This window comes from Mesorhizobium sp. M3A.F.Ca.ET.080.04.2.1, assembly GCF_003952525.1.
Classification (GTDB): domain Bacteria; phylum Pseudomonadota; class Alphaproteobacteria; order Rhizobiales; family Rhizobiaceae; genus Mesorhizobium.
The window spans coordinates 3,232,995-3,247,945 of record NZ_CP034451.1; the positions used below are offsets into that span (position 1 = coordinate 3,232,995).

Below are 14,951 nucleotides of genomic sequence, written 5' to 3' on the forward strand. Positions count from 1 at the left end.
CGTTGGTGGCGAGACGACAGCAATGAGCTGCCTCAGGAAAGGACCATCCCATGCATGCGCGCAGCCTCGGATTGGCGGCTTTGGCCGCTTGCCTTGCCGTGCCCGTTTACGCGGCGGCGGCGCTCAGCGACGCGGCCGGCAGCTACGCGATCAGCCCGGCGGGCTCCAGCATCCGCTTCACCATCGGCAAGGCGGGCGGTGGCGGCTTCGACGGCGCCTTCGGCCGCTTCAAGGGCACGATCCGCATCGACAATGCCGATGTCGGCCGCTCGAAGGTCGACCTCACCATCTATCCGGAAAGCGTCGGCACCGGCCAGGCGCGCATCGACGCCTTCCTGCGCTCCGACGCGGTGTTCGACAGCGCCAACAATCCGGAGATCGAGTTCCGCTCGACAGGCGTGACCCGCACCGGGGAGACGACGGCCGTGGTCAGCGGCCGGCTGACGGCGCGCGGCAAGACGTTTTCGGAAAAATTCACCGCTGAACTCAATGGATTGAAGGGCGGCACGATCAGGTTCCACGTCACCGGCAAGGTGCTGCGGTCACGTTACGGCATGGATGTCGGCACGCCGATCTATTCAAATGTCGTCGACTTCGACATGACGCTGATGGGGAAGAGGGGCTAGTTCCGGTCGCGCGTCCTCGGGTTCGTCATCCTAGGGCGAAGCAAGGAGCGAAGCGACGCGCGTAGACCCTAGGATCCATGCTGTGACGCTAAGGCGTTGCAACAATTACAGAATTCTGCACCGCTCCACCCTGCTACCGAAGTCACGGAATGGATCCTCGGGTCAAGCCCGAGGATGACGAAGGTGCTTTGTGACCGGCGTCCCGCATTGGCTTTTCCAGCGATTTCGGGCAAACCTCGTCGCCTGTTAATCGACATGGAGAAGCACAATGTTCCGATGGGGTGTTCTGTCGACGGCCAAGATCGGCCGTGAGCAGCTTTTGCCGGCGATCGTCGACTCGGAAAACGGCGTGCTGTCGGCGATCGCCAGCCGCGACCTGGCGAAGGCGCGGGCATTGGCCGACCGCTTCGGCGCGCCGCATGCCTTCGGCTCCTATGAAGAGCTGCTCGCATCCAAGGTCGTCGATGGGGTCTACATTCCGCTGCCGACCTCGCAGCATGTCGAATGGACGGCGAAGGCCATCGAGGCCGGCAAACACGTGCTGGTCGAGAAGCCGCTGGCGCTCGATGCCAAGGACATCGCGCCGCTGATCAAGCTGCGTGACCAACACAAGGTGCTGGTCTGCGAGGCCTTCATGGTCGTCTACCACCCGCAATGGATCAAGGTTCGCGATCTCATCGCCAGCGGCGCCATCGGCCGGCTGCGTCATGTGCAGGGCGCGTTCTCCTACTACAATGTCGACCCCAACAACATGCGCAACAAGCTCGACCTCGGCGGCGGCGCCCTGCCCGACATCGGAGTCTATCCGACGGTGTCGACACGCTTTTCGACCGGCAAGGAGCCGGTGCGCATCCAGGCCAACATCGAGCGTGACAAGACCTTCGGCACCGATATCTATTCCTCGGTGCGCGCGGATTTCGGCGACTTCGAGCTGTCCTTCTATCTGTCGACGCAGTTGGCAGCGCGGCAGGTGATGGTGTTCCACGGCGAGAAGGGGTTCATCGAGGTGCTCTCGCCCTTCAATGCCGGGCTCTACGACCACCACCGCATCGAACTGCACAACCAGAACCACACCGAGGCGCAGGTCTTCCGCTTCCCCGGCACGCAGCAATACCGGCTGGAATGCGAGGCCTTCGTGCGCGCAGCCCAGGGCGGCAAGGACCGCGTTTTCACGCTGGAGGAATCGGTGCTCAACCAGAAGGTCATCGACGCCATCTTCCGCGCCGGCGAAAGGGACGGCTGGGAGCCGGTCTGACTCGGAATCGATCTGCCGGCATCTTTGAGGGGAGGAGAAGATGGCTGACGACGCTGACGTCATCATTGTCGGCGCAGGCCTGGCCGGGCTCGTCGCCGCGGTTGAGCTCGCCGAAGCCGGCAGGAAGATCATCATTGTCGACCAGGAGCCGGAGCAGTCGCTGGGCGGCCAGGCGTTCTGGTCGTTCGGCGGGCTCTTTCTCGTCGATTCGCCGGAACAGCGGCGCATGCGCATCCGCGATTCGCACGATCTGGCGCTCGAGGACTGGATGGGCACCGCCGCCTTCGACCGGCCTGAGGATTTCTGGCCGCGCCAATGGGCGGCGGCCTATGTCGGCTTCGCCGCCGGTGAGAAGCGCTCGTGGCTGGTCGAGAGGGGATTGAAATTCTTCCCCGTCGTCGGCTGGGCCGAGCGCGGCGGCGGCAATGCCGTCGGGCATGGCAATTCGGTGCCGCGCTTCCACGTCACCTGGGGCACCGGGCCCGGTGTGTTGGAGCCCTTCGTGCAGCGCGTGCGCGAGACACAAAAGCGCGGGCTCGTGCAGTTCAGGTTCCGCCACCGGGTCAGCGAGATCACGCGGACAGGCAAAGTCGTCACCGGCGTGCGCGGCGACATGCTCGAACCAAGCAGCGTCGGGCGCGGCTGCAAGAGCTCGCGGGAAGTGACCGGCGACTTCGAGCTCGGCGCCCAGGCGGTGATCGTCGCTTCCGGCGGCATAGGCGGCAACCATGAGCTGGTGCGCAAGAACTGGCCGCAGCGGCTGGGCCCAGCGCCCAAGCGCATGATCACCGGCGTGCCCGACCATGTCGACGGCCGCATGCTGGCGATCACCGAAGCCGCCGGAGGTTCGATCATCAATCGCGACCGCATGTGGCATTACGTCGAGGGCATCAAAAACTGGGCGCCGATCTGGACCGATCACGCGATTCGCATTCTGCCAGGCCCGTCGTCGCTCTGGCTCGACGCACACGGCAGGCGCTTGCCGGTGCCGCTCTATCCGGGCTTCGACACGCTGGGCACGCTCAGCCACATCATGAGAACCGGCCATGACTATTCCTGGTTCATCCTGACGAAAAAGATCATCCAGAAAGAGTTCGCGCTGTCGGGCTCGGAGCAGAACCCGGATCTTACGGGAAAAAGCTGGCGACAGGTGCTCGGCCGCGCGACGTCGGGCATTCCCGGCCCGGTCAGGGCGTTCATGGAAAAAGGCGAGGATTTCATCGTCGAGGCCGAGCTGCCGAAACTGGTGGCGCGGATGAACGCGCTGGCCGGCGGCGAGCCGCTGCTCGAGGTTACGCAGGTGGAGCGTGAGATCCGCGCCCGCGACCGACAGCTCGACAATCCGTTCTCGAAGGACATGCAGGTGACGGCGCTGCGCGGCGCGCGCGCCTATCTCGGCGACAGACTGATCCGCACCGCCAAACCGCACAAGATGCTCGATCCGGCAAACGGCCCGCTGATCGCGGTGCGCCTCAATATCCTCACCCGCAAGACGCTTGGCGGCCTGCAGACCGATCTCGACAGCCGCGTGCTCGATGCCGAGGGCGAGCCGGTGCCGGGACTCTATGCTGTCGGCGAAGCCGCCGGCTTCGGTGGCGGCGGGGTGCATGGCTATGCGGCGCTGGAAGGCACCTTCCTCGGCGGCTGCATCTTTTCCGGCCGCAGCGCCGGGCGGGCGGCGGCACGCGCTGCGGCGTGAACCCGCGAAGATTCCGAATGGATGCCGCCAAGCTCCACCATATGGCTGTGTTCCTAACATTAGCAAAAGCGCATAAGTGTTTGCGAACGTGAGTTCGGTGCCGCCGATCTAACGCGCCGTCTGCTGGGTCAATCGGGCGCCCGACCGCCCTTGGCATGGTGGAGGATTGAAAATTCAGGTGAGCTACTACTCGAAGCTCTATCATATTGAGGGCCTCGCGCGGGCCATCGGGTGGAAGAAATCGATCTCGGTACTGCTCCGCCGTGTGTTGGGCATCGGAGCGCCCATGAAAGTCCGTTGCGGTGGACATGACCTGCTGGTCAGGCCCACCGACAGCGACCTGTTCGTGATCTCGCAGGTCTTCGGGCACTGCGAATACCAGATCGGCGAAGCGGGCCAGAACGCGCTCAACCGCCTCGCGAAGGAGTGGCGAAGAAAAGGCTTCGTCCCTGTGATTGTCGACGCCGGCGCCAATGTCGGCTACTCGTCAATCTTCTTCAGCGACAAGTATCCTGATGCCCTGGTGATGGCTGTCGAGCCGGACCGCCGGGCCTTCGAAGCGTTGATTTCGAACTGCGCCGAATCGGAGCAGATCGTGTCGGTCTACGGCGCACTGTGGCGCCACGACGGCCAGGTTGCACTGGTCAACACCGATCGCCCCTCATGGGCACGCGCCGTATCTGAAGGCCAAGGTGTGCCTTCGATCACCCTGAAGAGCCTGCTTGCCAAGGTGCCCAAGGCCAAACTGCTGATCCTGAAAATGGACATCGAAGGTGCGGAGCGGGAGGTCACGCGTGACTGCGGCAAGCTGCTCAGGGATGCGCCGTGCATCATTGTGGAGCCGCACGACTTCCTGTTTCCCGGCCGCGGCTGCCTCTCGTTCGTCTACGCATCGCTGACCGAAAGGAGCATCGACAGCCTTGTGAGCGGCGAGAACCTGATCTTCATAGCGTCGGAATTGCTGACCCCCAAAACCTCACGGCGGAGAGCCGGATGAAAGACCGTCCAGACTGTGTCCAAAAGCGCGTCGCGCTGAAGCGGCTTCAGCCGGCGCGCTTTAGTAGCACCGAGACTTCTTCGGCGCGTCTGGAGGCTACCGATCGACGACAAGGCGCGGCACTCTTGACGCCATGCAGTCGATCGAATTTTCGCGGCTCTTTCCCCCTGGAACGCGACGCAGGTCTGTGCGTTTGGACATCAGCCGCGGCGGTGAAGACGGAGTGCGCGCACAATGGCCTCCATCCGATACATTGCGACGGACGTCGATAAATCCGTCGCATTCTATCGCGACAAGCTCGATTTCTCGGTGAACATGCACAATCCCGGCAAGTTCGCAGCGCTTGTTCGTGACGATCTGACGCTCTATTTGAGCGCCCCGGGGTGCGGGCAGTGGCGGAACTGCGGGCGGCGATCCGGAGCCTGGCGGGTGGAACCGGTTCATGATCGTCACGAAAGACCTGGATGGCCTCGTCGGCCGGCTGAACACCGGCGGGGCAGACTTCAGAGGAGAAATCAGCGAGGCGGGAGCCGGGCGCGCCAGGCTCCTGGAAGATCCCTCGGGCAATCTGATCGAGCTGTTTGAATTCAAGACATAAGTGATGCTTCTGCCTGTCTAGTTTGCTTGGAGCCGCTGCCTCCCAGCGAGGCCGAAGCACCCGGCTGTTCAGCCACCAAGTCATTAACAATTCATGCAGCGTGGCGCAGTATTGTCGGCCTGAAGAAGTCTGACAGATGAGCTCTTCCCTTGCGCGACAGCCCTGCCGAAGCGACCAATTTGCAGCTTGTCATCCACAACGACGATGAGACTCCGTGGCCGTTCGTCGTCGACCTCGTCCGCTCGATCTTCGACCGATCGGAGGCGGAGGCTGAAGCCTTTGCCGCAATAGTGACGCAGCAGGGAAAGGCGGTGTGCGGCAGCTATCCTGTCGCCGTCGCAAAGGCGATGCTGGATACGGCGCAGCAGCGCATCAAGGCAGCCGGCCACCCGCTTCGCATCACGACCGCTGCCGGCGGAAGCGAAACCACGTCCAAGGACGGTCCTCCGGCACAGACTTTGCGCGACAGAAAGTTCAAATATGCCTATGAGGCCATCGCCTGGCATTTCGCGGGACTGGCGCAGGACGAGATCGTCGCGACGTCCCGCCAGTTTCCCGGCCATATGCGCGCCGACGTGCAGGTCGCGCTCGACAAACTGTTCTCGACCTCGCCCATTCGCTTCTTCGGCCTCTACGAGCAACACCGCTACGAGACGCTGACCTATGCCGCGCTGACAAAAGACGGACAGTACGCGGTCACCATCTCGGCGGCGCAATACCAGGATGTCGATATCGGCGAGGACGAACCGATAAGGTGTCTCACCAACGGCTTGTGGCTCAATCGCGACCAGGACCTGCCCTACGCGGTGGTGCTGTCCTTTCACCGTGAGTACGGCCGCGAGGCCGGAACCTGCGTCGAGATCGCCATCCCGGCCGGCGAGGGCGGCGTGGCGCTGGTGAACCGCTGCTTTTCGGAGCTGGAGGCCGCGATCAATGCCGCGCGCTCCTATCGCGGCAAGGTTCTCTCGCTCGAGACCGAAAGCGACTATAGCGGCCGCTCCAAGGGCGTGATGGTGCATCGCTTGCCGCAAGTTCCGCGCGAGGCGGTCATCCTGCCGGAACGCACCCTGAAGCTTCTCGACCGCAACGTGATCCGGTTCATCGAGAGCCGGGAAGCCCTGAGGCGACTTGGGCAATCGACACGCAAGGGCATCCTGCTTTACGGGCCGCCGGGCACCGGCAAAACGCACACCATTCGCTATCTCGCCGCCAACCTGCCCGGCCATACGACGCTCATCATAACGGCCGGCCAGATGGGCTTGCTGTCGCACTATATGACGCTTGCGCGGCTGCTGCAGCCGGCTACGGTGGTGATCGAGGACGTGGACCTCGTTGCCCGCGACCGCGAGACTATGGGGAGCCCGTGCGAAGAGTCTCTCCTCAACGCGCTGCTCAACGAGATGGACGGATTGAAGGACAACGCCGACATCCTGTTCATCCTGACCACCAACCGGCCCGAACAACTGGAAGCTGCGCTTACAGCGCGGCCGGGGCGTATCGATCAGGCCATCGAGGTGCCGCTGCCGGACGACGGCAGCCGGGAGAAGCTGGTCCGCCTTTACGGCGGCGGCCTGAAACTGTCCGACAAGATCGTGAACGAAGCCGTTATGCGCACGAAGGGCGTCAGCGCCGCGTTCATCAAGGAGCTGATGCGCCGTACCGCGCAAACGAGCATCATGCGTGGCGACGGCGAGGCCGTCACCTCCAAGGACCTCGCCGAGGCCCTGGACGACATGCTGTTCACGGGCGGCCGGCTCAACGTCAAGCTGCTTGGCGGAGCAGCCGAGGAGCCATGACGTTGCCGAGCGGTGACCAATAACGGGCTGGCGACGGGCGACCCATTCGCTGCCGCGGCGGAACAACCAGGTTCGATAGAGCAGGAGATCCCAGCTCCACCTTGAACTGTCCGGACGTTTGATCTCGTCGATCTCCCAACCACAAGCACAGGCCCCTCGTTGCGATCTCTCAGTCGCTTATCGACCGTTGGCAAGCCGCTCATCGAGCCCGACGAGAATCTGCTCCCAAGACTTGCCGTGATGGTCGGCGCGTATTCGAAACGGAACAGTCGGGCCGCTTTCACAGCCATTGCCGCGCCGCGGATGCGATCCCCTATCTTGTCGCGGATTTGATGGCCGCCGCGGCGCTGACCCTGGGATTCGCCGTCTGCTTTTTCGCTGATCAGTTCATCGGCCACACGATCGTCAGCATCGGCACGGCGACAATGATGACCAGGAACGACAGCGGCAGTCCCAGGCGCGGATAGTCACTGAAACGGTAACCTCCCGGCCCCATGACGAGGGTGTTGCACTGGTGTCCGATCGGAGTGAGGAAGTCGCAGCCGGCGCCGATGGCGACCGCCATCAGAAATGCTTCCGGCCTGTAGCCCAGATCGCCGGCAAATTCTGAGGCGACAGGCGCCATGACAAGAACGGTGGCGGCATTGTTGAGGAATGGCGTGACGGCCATGGCGGCGACAAGGATGAGCATCAGTGCGCCGGGCGCTGGAAGAATGCTCGCGAGCTGGGCTAGTTCTCCGGCAACCAGTCCGGTCGCCCCTGTGCTGCGCAGCGAGTCGCTCACCGGAATGAGCACGGCGAGCATGATGAGAATGGGACCATCCAGCGATTGGTAGACGTCCCGCAGCGGGATGACCTGGAAAAGCACGATCCCCACCGCCGCCGCAAAGAAGGCGACGGAAACAGGCAGCAGACCAAAGGCCGTCGCCACCATCGCCAGAGCAAGGATTGCTACCGGCACGACGCCTTTGCGGACGCTGCCAAGAAGGATCGGCCTTTCCGCCAGTGGCAGGCAGCCGAATTCGCGCAGGATCTCGGGCATTGTCGCTGCGTTGCCCTGCAACACGACGACGTCGCCGAGCCTGAGTTCGACTTTGGCGAGCCTGCGGTCGAGGCGCTGGCCGCGGCGGCTGACGGCCAGCAGATTGACATTGAAGCGATCGTAAAGGGCAAGGCGCTGCGCGGTCCAGCCGATCAACGAGGAGCTTTCGCCGATTACGGCCTCGATAGCTACCCTTTCGCCGGTGGTGGCGTCCTCATCCACCCGATCCCCGGTGACGCTTAGCTTACCCTGCGAGACAAGGCGATCGAGCGCCGCCGGGTCGCCTTCGAGCAACAGGATGTCATTCTCCTTCAGGACGGCATCGGGCAGCGGCGTCATCCGCATAGTTCGATTGCGCAAGATCGATGTCACGACGGCATCGCCGCCGGCGAGTTTTATGAGGTCGGCGACGGTTTTCCCAAGCACGGTGGAATCGCTGACAATGCGAGCCTCTGTGAGGTAATTCCTGATGTCGAGGGCTTCATTCAGCGCCGCGCCGAGCTTTTCGCGCGCCGGTACCAGCCAATAGAAGAACAGCAGGAAGATCATTCCTGCGACGGCTACAGCAGCTCCGACGGGTGCGAAGTCGAACATGGTGAACGCGGTTCCGGTCAACTCCTCTCGCACTCGGGACACAACGATGTTGGGGGAAGTTCCCACCTGCGTCATGAGACCGCCGAGCAGTGATCCGAACGCCATCGGCATCAGGAATATCGACGGTGAAATGCTGGATCGGCGCGCGAACTGAAAGGCGATCGGGATCATGATGGCCAGCGCACCGATATTCTTGACGAAGGCAGACAGTAAGGTCACCACGATCACCAGCAGCGCCAGTTGCGACCGAACACCCGACAATTTCGGAGCAAAGCGCTCGATGGCAACTTCCATGATGCCCGAGCGCGCTATGCCTGCGCTCACCAGCAGAGCGCTGCCGACGATGATCACGATATCGTCGCTGAAGCCGCTGAAGGCTTCGTCGAAGGGCACAATGCCAACGGCGAGAGCAAGCAGGAGTGCCGCCGCCGCGACGAGATCATATCGATAGCGACCCCACACGAACGCTGCCATCATCACGAAGGTGACGGCGAACGACAGAATTTGCGGCGTGGTCATTCTTCGGATGCTCCGCTAAGCGGCTGATCAGAACGCCCAGACTGCCCTTTCGTTGCTTTGGCTGTCGACGGCCCTGCCAGCCTCCGTTCCGAACGGCCACCGGCGGGATGGCCGATCGGCTCAACCCGGCCTCAAGCGCAGTCGCCTGCGATCGTCAGCTTACAGGAAGACCCCTGCCTCTGACTTCAAGCCGCTGCATCTATTCGGTTGTCACCTCGACCAGAGCGGTGACCGGCTTGCCATCCGCAAGGATTGGTTGGTGACGATCGTCTGCAAGCAGAATGCCGATGACGTGCCTACCGGTCGGGCTGGGGCAATGGCCGAAGCGCGCCTTGATCAGATCACCGCCGAAGTCGCTGTTCATGCTGTTGTAGGGACGGCCAGGAATGTTGCATGTGTTGCCCTCGGGATCGATCTTCATGTGTATGTGGCCGCATTGACGGTTCGCTCCACATTGCCCGGCAGGAAGAAGCGCGAAGTTGCTTTTCACGACGACACCGATCACGCCTTCCGGATCGCTGCTCAACCGGACCACAGTCTCGGCTTGAGGCCAGACGATTTCCAGCGTCGGAACTTCCTGCGCTTGCGCGGTCACCAGGCAAAGCGCCGTGAATGCAAAGCCGACCATCGAGATGGAACGAAGCATTGGGAACCTCCTATGTTGTAATCATCGATTACATTCGTGCGCATCCGGGCGCAAGGAAAATAATCGGTGCTTACATCGCTATTCTGTGATAGCCGTCCCCGCATGGATGCGAACCATCAGATGAGCAAGGAAAGCACCAGACGCTATCATCACGGGAACTTGGTCGAGGCTCTCGTCGCGGCGACGGTAGAGATCATCGAAGAACGGGGCGTCGAGCATGTTTCCGTTCGCGAAGCGGCCAAGCGGGCAGGTGTTTCGCCCGGAGCTCCGTTTCGCCATTTCCGTTCAAAGACGGCTCTGATGACTGCGGTAGCGGAGCAGGCCATGGGCAGACTGACCGAAGCGGTCACAGAAGCTCAGTCAAATGCCGGCGGCTGCGACCCCCTGACGGCTTTCGAGGCTATCGGTCACGGCTATTTGCGGTGGGCGCTCGCCAATCCCACGCATTTTGAGATCCTCAGCTCCCGAACACTGATCGATTTCGATTCATCCGACAGCCTGCGTGAGCAGAACAATGCCATTCGTCATCTGATGGTCGAACTGCTGACCGAGGCGCGCGTGCAGGGGCAGATTTCGAGCGGCCTGAATTTCGATCACCTCCTGCTTGGCGCGCGGGCTCTGGTCTATGGTCTGGCACGAATGGCGATCGACGGCCATTTTCCGGAGTGGCATGTCGCCGAGCCTCCCTCGGAGGCAATGAGGCACACGCTTCACCTCTTCATAAGGGAGATCGCCAAATGATGAGGCGCCTCACCTGGAATTAGCGCCGCAATCGGCGGCGTTCAGCGTTCGCAATGAGAGCAAATCTAGAAGGTCGTCCGCCAACAAACTCGACGAGTTGGAAACGAAATGGCGCGCCCGAAGAGATTCGAACTCCTGACCCCCAGATTCGTAGTCTGGTGCTCTATCCAGCTGAGCTACGGGCGCGCAACAGGCCGTGGATGACACAAGCCCCGCGATCCGATCGTGACGACCGGACGCGACGAGACGTGTTCCCTAACGACTGAATTCCGGAAAAGCAAGCCGATCCGGCAAAAGTTTTGTAGCAGGCGTTTTGGCGGCGCGGATCAGGTCGACACACCTCAGGCCGGGCGGCGCAGACTGCCTCGCGCTTGGTCGAGCCGCACCGGCTGATCCGGAATGGTGACGGCGAAGGTGGTGCGGCCGCCGATCGATTCGACGAGCTCGACCGTGCCGCCATGGGCGCGGATCAGCTCATGGGCGATCGCCAGGCCGAGACCGGTGCCGCCGCTGCGCGCCGAGCCGCGGAAGGCCGCGAACAGGTTCTCGCGCGCCTTGGGCGGCAGGCCGGGGCCGGTATCGGTGACAGTGATGCGGCTGACGCTGCCGACGCGCTCGGCCGAGACCGCCAAGCGGCGCACCACCGCGCTCTCGGTGTCGGCGGCCATCGCCTGCACCGAGTTGCGGCAAAGATTGGTGAGCACGCGGAACAGCTGGTCGGAATCGGCGTCGACCTCGAAGGCGAGCTCGACGGCGTTGATGAACTCGATGCCTTCCTCGATGTCGAGCAGGCCATGCACATCATCGACCAGCTGGCGCAGCCGCAGGCGGCGGCGCGACGGCGCCGGCTCCTGGGTGCGGCCATAGGCGAGCACGCCCTCCGAATAGGCGACGGCGCGATCGAGCGCGCGCAAGAGCTTCGGCGCGAAGGACTGCACGGTCGGATCCTTCACCTGGCGCAGGCGGTCCGACATCAGCTGGGCGGAGGCCAGAATGTTGCGCATGTCGTGGTTGATCTTCGAGACCGCCAGCCCAAGGTCGGCGAGATGCTTCTGCTCGGACAGCATCTTCTGCAGCCGCTCCTGCATCTGCGACAGCTCGCGCTCGGCGACGCCGATCTCGTCGGCGCGGGCAGCGGGACGAATGATGCGCCCGGGATCGTCGGGCGCTTCGGAAAAGGACAGGATCGAGCGCGTCATGGTGCGGATCGGCCCGATCATGATGAGGTCGATCGAGGCATAGACCAGCATGGCGGTGAACAGCGATATCAGCAGCGAGACGACGGCGACGTTGCGCGAATAGCGCAGCATCGCATTGCGGAGGCTGTAATCCGGCATGATCAGCTCGAATTCCTTGTCGCTGTCGCCGACCGGACCGAAGACGCGCAGCATGCGATTGCCGCCGAAGAACAGCGTGTCGAGCGCCCCGGTCATGCCGTTGACCAGCCCGACATTGGCGATGTCGATATGCTCGTCGACCTGCGGGGGCATGTCGGCCACGACCAACAGCCGCGAGACGCCGCCGTCGCGCACCGCGATCGCCCTGGCGCCGATGGCCATCAGCACGTCGTTCTGGGCGGCATGCGACAGCGAGTTGGGCTCGCCCTGCAGCAAAACGATCGACACCGCGGCGGCGGTGTTCAGCCGCTCCTTCAGCCAGCTCACACGGTAGCTGGCGATCCAGGGCAGGAAGATCAGGATTTCGGCCAGCAGCACGAAGACGATGGTGAGCAGCAGAAGCTTGGTCGACAGGCCGCGCGACAGCGGCACCCGGCGCGCCGCGTTTGCCGCCGGCAGCCGTTGCTTTTCATCCGTGGGCAGAGCTTCGCTGGTCATGACGCGGTCTTCACGAAGGCTTGATCGCCAAGATTATGCGATTTGCGGCTTTTTTCCAATTTTGTCCCTGGCGTTATGAAAAATTCCCCGCCGCGGGGCCGGATTGACTTCCAAAAACCTTCTTTCTATAAGCCCGCTCACGCTCGGGCCGTTCGTCCGGCGCGGTTTCGATCGCGCCCAAGGTCCGGCGAAGCTCCTGTTACACAGTGACAGAATCAAGAAGGGCCGCACGCCGCGGTATTAAAACAAATGAAGCGTACCTACCAACCGTCCAAACTCGTCCGCAAGCGCCGGCACGGTTTCCGTGCCCGTATGGCTACCAAGGGTGGCCGCGGCGTCGTTGCTGCCCGCCGCAACCGCGGCCGCAAGCGGCTCAGCGCCTGAACGAAAGACGAGATCGTTGCCCGCAACCGGCAAGCCAAAGGGACAAACTCCCGGGCGGCTTCTGAAACGCGCGGATTTCCTAGCTGTGCGCGGCGGCGAAAAGCGCCGCGGACGGCTTTTTCTCGTCGAGGTTCTCGACCGCGGCGACCAGCTTGCGCCACGCGTCGGCTACACCGTCACCAAGAAGGTCGGCAACGCCGTGGTGCGCAACCGCGTCCGGCGGCGGCTCAGGGAAGCCGTGCGCGTCCATGCCGCCGATGACATGGCGCCCGGTAATGACTATGTCATCGTCGGGCGCGAAGACGTGCTCGCCATTCCGTTCGGCCAGTTGAAGGCCGAACTTTCCCGCCGGCTGCGCGGCACACGATAGGCCAAGGCTTTCGATGGAAAACAACCGCAATTTCTTCATCACCATTGCGCTGTCGGTGCTGATCCTGACGCTGTGGCAGGTGTTCTACATGAACCCGAAAATGGAGCAGCAGCGCGAGGCGGCCCGTATCGAGCAGCAGCGCGTGGAGGCGCAGAAGAAGGACGCGGGCACCGCCAATTCCGGCGCCGCCTCGACGCAGGCTCCGGCGCCGGGCGCCATCCCCAACGCGCCGGGCGGCGAAGCCGTCACGGCGGCCAGCCGCGACCAGGCTATTGCGGCGACGAAGCGCATCAGGATCGACACGCCGAGCCTCGAGGGCTCGATCAACCTGACCGGCGCGCGCCTCGACGACATCAAGCTCAAGCACTACACCGAGACGGTCGACAAGAACTCGCCCGAGATCCAGTTGCTCAACCCGCAGGCGCTGCCCACCGGCTATTTCGCCGAGATCGGCTTCGTCGGCAGCGACAAGACCGGCACGGTGCCGGGCGCCGACACGGTGTGGAGCGTCGACGGCAATCCGACGCTGACGGCATCGTCGCCGGTGACGCTGACCTTCACCAACGACAAGGGCCTGACCTTCAAGCGCACCATCTCGGTCGACAATGATTACATGTTCACCGTGTCCGACACGGTGCAGAACTCGGGAACCGCTGCCGTCAGCCTGTTCAACTATGGGCGCGTCACACGCTACGACAAGCCTGCCGTCGCCAGCACCTATGTGCTGCATGAAGGCCTGATCGGCGTCACGGGGACGGAGGGGCTGACGGAATACAAATACGCGGCGATCGAAAAGGACAAGGAAGTCAAGCCAGGCAAGTCGACCGACGGCTGGCTGGGCATCACCGACAAATACTGGGCCGTCACCCTGGTGCCGACCGAGAAGCAGCCCTTCCAGCCGCGCTACGGGTTTTTCGAGGACGGGCGCCACCGCTATCAGTCCGACTTCCTCACCGACGCGATCAATGTCGACGCCGGCCAGTCCGCGACTGTCGAGACGGAGATTTTCGCCGGCGCCAAGGAAGTCGCCAAGATCAACGCTTATGAGGCTGACCGGCACATTCGCCAGTTCAACCTGCTGATCGACTGGGGCTGGTTCTATTTCATCACCAAGCCGATGTTCTGGCTGATCGACACGCTGTACAAATTCTTCGGCAATTTCGGCCTGGCCATCCTGGCCACCACCGTCATCGTCAAGGCCATCTTCTTCCCGCTCGCCAACAAGTCCTACGCGTCGATGGCGAACATGAAGAAGGTGCAGCCGAAGATGCTCGAGATCCGCGAGAAATACGCGGACGACAAGATGAAGCAGCAGCAGGCGATGATGGAGCTCTACAAGACGGAGAAGATCAATCCGCTGGCCGGCTGCTGGCCGGTGGCGCTGCAGATCCCGGTCTTCTTCTCGCTCTACAAGGTGCTCTACATCACCATAGAGATGCGGCACGCGCCGTTCTTCGGCTGGATCCATGACCTTGCGGCGCCCGATCCGACGTCGGTCTTCAACCTGTTCGGCTTGCTACCCTTCGCGGCTCCGGCTTTCCTGCCGCATATGGGCGCCTGGGCGGTGGTGATGGGCATCACCATGTTCCTGCAGATGCGCATGAACCCAGCGCCGCCGGACCCGACCCAGGCCATGATCTTCACCTGGATGCCGGTGGTCTTCACCTTCATGATGGGCAGCTTCCCGGCCGGCCTGGTCATCTACTGGGCCTGGAACAACCTGCTCTCGATCCTACAGCAGGGCGTGATCATGAAGCGCCAGGGCGCCAAGATCGAGTTGTGGGACAATCTGGCGGCGATCTTTCGCAAGAAACCATCGCCGGCGGAGTAGCCGGCCCCCGAGAACCTC

The 14,951-nt window shown here is 62.9% G+C and carries 13 protein-coding genes and 1 tRNA gene; 10 read left to right on the forward strand and 4 right to left on the reverse strand.

Annotated features, from left to right (window positions below; all coding sequences use genetic code 11):
* Positions 1–50 precede the first annotated feature (50 nt).
* The 6 genes from EJ074_RS15390 (at position 51) to EJ074_RS15415 (ending at position 6,971) form a co-directional block, all read left to right on the forward strand.
* Positions 51–626 carry a YceI family protein gene (locus EJ074_RS15390; protein WP_095805169.1) on the forward strand — a complete coding sequence of 192 codons (576 nt, stop codon included), beginning with the start codon at positions 51–53 and terminating at the stop codon, positions 624–626.
* A gap of 268 nt (positions 627–894) precedes the next feature.
* Positions 895–1,881, forward strand: coding sequence for a Gfo/Idh/MocA family oxidoreductase (locus EJ074_RS15395; RefSeq protein WP_095805170.1), 987 nt, complete (start codon positions 895–897; stop codon positions 1,879–1,881).
* Between the two features lie 40 nt (positions 1,882–1,921).
* Positions 1,922–3,580: an FAD-binding dehydrogenase gene (locus EJ074_RS15400; protein WP_095805171.1), complete on the forward strand. Its 1,659-nt coding sequence runs from the start codon at positions 1,922–1,924 to the stop codon at positions 3,578–3,580.
* A gap of 178 nt (positions 3,581–3,758) precedes the next feature.
* Positions 3,759–4,577, forward strand: coding sequence for an FkbM family methyltransferase (locus EJ074_RS15405; protein WP_095805172.1), 819 nt, complete (start codon positions 3,759–3,761; stop codon positions 4,575–4,577).
* A 442-nt stretch (positions 4,578–5,019) separates the two neighbouring features.
* Positions 5,020–5,175 carry a hypothetical protein gene (locus EJ074_RS30225; protein ID WP_245454701.1) on the forward strand — a complete coding sequence of 52 codons (156 nt, stop codon included), beginning with the start codon at positions 5,020–5,022 and terminating at the stop codon, positions 5,173–5,175.
* A gap of 149 nt (positions 5,176–5,324) precedes the next feature.
* Positions 5,325–6,971 carry an ATP-dependent Clp protease adaptor ClpS gene (locus tag EJ074_RS15415; RefSeq protein WP_129553560.1) on the forward strand — a complete coding sequence of 549 codons (1,647 nt, stop codon included), beginning with the start codon at positions 5,325–5,327 and terminating at the stop codon, positions 6,969–6,971.
* A 382-nt stretch (positions 6,972–7,353) separates the two neighbouring features.
* Here the strand turns inward: EJ074_RS15415 and EJ074_RS15420 are convergent, their stop codons facing one another.
* Positions 7,354–9,126 carry an SLC13 family permease gene (locus tag EJ074_RS15420; RefSeq protein WP_095805175.1) on the reverse strand — a complete coding sequence of 591 codons (1,773 nt, stop codon included), beginning with the start codon at positions 9,124–9,126 and terminating at the stop codon, positions 7,354–7,356.
* A 199-nt stretch (positions 9,127–9,325) separates the two neighbouring features.
* Positions 9,326–9,772: a hypothetical protein gene (locus tag EJ074_RS15425; protein ID WP_095805176.1), complete on the reverse strand. Its 447-nt coding sequence runs from the start codon at positions 9,770–9,772 to the stop codon at positions 9,326–9,328.
* A gap of 120 nt (positions 9,773–9,892) precedes the next feature.
* Here EJ074_RS15425 and EJ074_RS15430 point away from each other — a divergent pair, with 120 nt between their 5' ends.
* Positions 9,893–10,513, forward strand: coding sequence for a TetR/AcrR family transcriptional regulator (locus EJ074_RS15430; protein WP_245454702.1), 621 nt, complete (start codon positions 9,893–9,895; stop codon positions 10,511–10,513).
* 109 nt (positions 10,514–10,622) lie between these two features.
* On the opposite strand, the gene EJ074_RS15435 is transcribed toward EJ074_RS15430, so the two are convergent.
* Both EJ074_RS15435 and EJ074_RS15440 read right to left on the reverse strand, forming a co-directional pair.
* A tRNA-Arg gene (locus EJ074_RS15435) sits at positions 10,623–10,699 on the reverse strand.
* Positions 10,700–10,854: 155 nt separating this feature from the next.
* Positions 10,855–12,348, reverse strand: a complete 1,494-nt coding sequence (locus EJ074_RS15440; protein WP_095805178.1) for a HAMP domain-containing sensor histidine kinase — start codon at positions 12,346–12,348, stop codon at positions 10,855–10,857.
* A 249-nt stretch (positions 12,349–12,597) separates the two neighbouring features.
* Here EJ074_RS15440 and rpmH point away from each other — a divergent pair, with 249 nt between their 5' ends.
* The 3 genes from rpmH to yidC are packed head-to-tail and all read left to right on the forward strand — an operon-like array spanning position 12,598 to position 14,933.
* Complete coding sequence (rpmH, locus tag EJ074_RS15445) at positions 12,598–12,732, forward strand: 50S ribosomal protein L34 (RefSeq protein WP_008833937.1); 135 nt, start codon at positions 12,598–12,600, stop codon at positions 12,730–12,732.
* A gap of 16 nt (positions 12,733–12,748) precedes the next feature.
* Complete coding sequence (gene rnpA / locus EJ074_RS15450; RefSeq protein ID WP_095805179.1) at positions 12,749–13,102, forward strand: ribonuclease P protein component; 354 nt, start codon at positions 12,749–12,751, stop codon at positions 13,100–13,102.
* A gap of 13 nt (positions 13,103–13,115) precedes the next feature.
* Positions 13,116–14,933, forward strand: a complete 1,818-nt coding sequence (gene yidC, locus EJ074_RS15455; protein ID WP_095805180.1) for a membrane protein insertase YidC — start codon at positions 13,116–13,118, stop codon at positions 14,931–14,933.
* The last annotated feature ends 18 nt before the right edge of the window (positions 14,934–14,951 follow it).

Bases quoted from the DNA above. Each gene is read 5' to 3' on its own strand.
- EJ074_RS15425 (WP_095805176.1), bottom strand. From the start codon at position 9,772: ATGCTTCGTTCCATCTCGATGGTCGGCTTTGCATTCACGGCGCTTTGC.
- rpmH (WP_008833937.1), top strand. From the start codon at position 12,598: ATGAAGCGTACCTACCAACCGTCCAAACTCGTCCGCAAGCGCCGGCAC.
- EJ074_RS15430 (WP_245454702.1), top strand. From the start codon at position 9,893: ATGAGCAAGGAAAGCACCAGACGCTATCATCACGGGAACTTGGTCGAG.
- EJ074_RS15400 (WP_095805171.1), top strand. From the start codon at position 1,922: ATGGCTGACGACGCTGACGTCATCATTGTCGGCGCAGGCCTGGCCGGG.
- EJ074_RS15395 (WP_095805170.1), top strand. From the start codon at position 895: ATGTTCCGATGGGGTGTTCTGTCGACGGCCAAGATCGGCCGTGAGCAG.
- EJ074_RS15390 (WP_095805169.1), top strand. From the start codon at position 51: ATGCATGCGCGCAGCCTCGGATTGGCGGCTTTGGCCGCTTGCCTTGCC.
- EJ074_RS15440 (WP_095805178.1), bottom strand. From the start codon at position 12,348: ATGACCAGCGAAGCTCTGCCCACGGATGAAAAGCAACGGCTGCCGGCG.
- EJ074_RS30225 (WP_245454701.1), top strand. From the start codon at position 5,020: ATGATCGTCACGAAAGACCTGGATGGCCTCGTCGGCCGGCTGAACACC.
- EJ074_RS15420 (WP_095805175.1), bottom strand. From the start codon at position 9,126: ATGACCACGCCGCAAATTCTGTCGTTCGCCGTCACCTTCGTGATGATG.
- yidC (WP_095805180.1), top strand. From the start codon at position 13,116: ATGGAAAACAACCGCAATTTCTTCATCACCATTGCGCTGTCGGTGCTG.